The sequence below is a fragment of the Synechococcus sp. PCC 7335 genome (assembly GCF_000155595.1).
GTDB lineage: Bacteria > Cyanobacteriota > Cyanobacteriia > Phormidesmidales > Phormidesmidaceae > Phormidesmis.
Genome location: NZ_DS989904.1, coordinates 2,477,944 through 2,480,124, shown reverse-complemented (window position 1 = coordinate 2,480,124; position 2,181 = coordinate 2,477,944). Strand labels below are relative to the sequence as shown.

1 protein-coding gene and 2 pseudogenes are annotated in these 2,181 nt (G+C 46.6%); all 3 read left to right on the top strand.

Going from position 1 to position 2,181, the window contains the following annotated elements; all coding sequences use genetic code 11:
- The first annotated feature begins 40 nt into the window (after nucleotides 1-40).
- Nucleotides 41-139: a photosystem II reaction center protein T gene (locus S7335_RS10700; RefSeq protein WP_038016079.1), complete on the top strand. Its 99-nt coding sequence runs from the start codon at nucleotides 41-43 to the stop codon at nucleotides 137-139.
- Nucleotides 140-466: 327 nt separating this feature from the next.
- A pseudogene (gene nrdR, locus S7335_RS10695) lies at nucleotides 467-913 on the top strand (transcriptional regulator NrdR); the annotation flags it as partial.
- 562 nt (nucleotides 914-1,475) lie between these two features.
- Nucleotides 1,476-2,181: pseudogene (locus S7335_RS10690) on the top strand (S1 RNA-binding domain-containing protein); the annotation flags it as partial.

The window sequence follows — 2,181 nt, the reverse complement described above, 5'->3', positions numbered from 1 at the left end:
TTTGATTTAAAGCAGTATGTCGTTCATTTAGGAATGAGTTATGGAAGCTGTTGCTTACATTTTGATCTTCGCTTGTATTATTGGAACTCTATTTTTTGCGATCGCATTTCGCGAGCCTCCCAAAATTACAAAAGATTAACTGATATAGGTTGCTGGTCGTAGCCGTTACTGGTTACCAGTATTTTGGGACTGCTACTTCGAGACCGCTAGGACCTACTAAAGCATGCATAAGGGTTGGCGCTAGATCACTGTTGAAGCAGTAGATTTAGCGCCAGCTTTTTGACTACTTTCAACTGCTAGTGCTAACTATTGGTTTGGCGGTATGACTCTAGCTGACCCCGAAGGACCTCCTCGGCACCCTTCGGACGTATTTTCCATAAGCAATCGTGCCGGCCAGACGCATTTTGGCGTAACGTTGCATTAGGGGAACCCTATAAAAAGCTGGCCTTCTAGAGGCTTATCTCTCATGCAATGTCCATTTTGCCAACATCCGAATAATCGTGTCCTAGAGTCGAGATCGGCAGAATCTGACCGCAGCATCCGTCGGCGGCGAGAGTGTTTAGAGTGTGAACGACGATTTACAACTTACGAAAGGATTGAGTACGTACCGATTACAGTCATCAAGCAAAGAGGCGATCGCGAATCTTTCGATCGATCCAAACTATTACGCGGCATCGTCACTGCTTGTGAGAAAACGGGCGTTAGTGCTCACACTATTGAACGAGTTGTCGATGACATTGAAGCTGGACTACAGCAAAAAGCCATTCGCGAAGTCACTAGCGAAGAAATTGGAGAGCTAGTACTTAGTCATCTCAAATCGGTCAACGAAGTCGCCTATGTTCGGTTTGCTTCAGTCTATCGACAATTTCAGGGCATCCGTGATTTTGCCGAGGCCTTGAATCACCTCAAAGATAACCACTCGAATGATGAGTGTGATGAGCACATAGACAGTAAAGTAACTAGGACAAAGAAGAAAGTTAACAAGACATCTGCGTCTAGTGTTTCAGGGGCTTCAAGTAGTGCTGCTTCAAATGACGCTACGCTTTCTCACTCAGCTAGTGCCGCAGAGAAGGCTACCGCGAGAGAGGCCAGTAGAGAAGACATAGAGCATCTAGTTCCACTGCCTTAGCCAGGCCCAACAAACTGTATCCACAAACTATCTCACTATAGTACTGAGCTCAGTATTCGGGTATTAGGACAGCGAGCCCTCAAATAACAGGCATAGAGTAACGCAGCTTGAGTCAAAGCGTCCGTTAAAAATAATGGCGTTTTGTATCCGCTGTGTTCTATGATGGTTATTCTTGTGACAGGAGACCTCAAAGGCATTAATCGCCTTTTCTAACTGAAAACCTTAGTAAGATTTATAAGCGATTACGTAGGCCATCTACAGAAGTCGAAGGATTTTTTGTGAAGGGTTGCGATCGCGAGGTGTTCACTCGTTCGCGGAGACAGAATAACTGTAGGAAAAATCTAGCATGGCCAACTCGGATACTCAAAACGCAGACATTGGTTTTACACACGACGATTTTGCGGCACTCTTAGACCAATACGATTACAACTTCAACCCGGGTGATATTGTTCCTGGAACCGTATTTAGTATCGAACCTCGGGGTGCTCTGATCGATATTGGCGCCAAGACCGCTGCTTATCTTCCTATTCAGGAGATGTCTATCAACCGAGTTGAGGGTGCTGAAGAAGTTCTACAGTCTAATGAGACCCGTGAGTTCTTCATTCTGACAGACGATAACGAGGACGGTCAGCTAACACTTTCTATTCGCCGCATTGAGTATATGCGAGCTTGGGAGCGTGTTCGCCAGCTTCAGCAAGAAGACGCAACCGTTCGTTCACTTGTCTTTGCGACCAATCGAGGGGGTGCGCTAGTACGCATTGAGGGGCTGCGTGGATTTATTCCTGGATCCCACATCAGCACTCGTAAACCTAAGGAAGATTTGGTTGGCGAAGAGCTGCCGCTGAAGTTCTTAGAAGTGGATGAAGAGCGTAATCGTCTAGTACTTAGCCATCGCCGCGCGTTAGTCGAACGCAAGATGAACGGTCTGCAGTCAGCGAAGTTGTGCTTGGTACGGTGCGTGGCCTGAAACCATACGGTGCATTTATTGACATCGGCGGCGTTAGCGGTTTGCTACATATCTCTGAAATCTCTCACGATCACATCGATACACC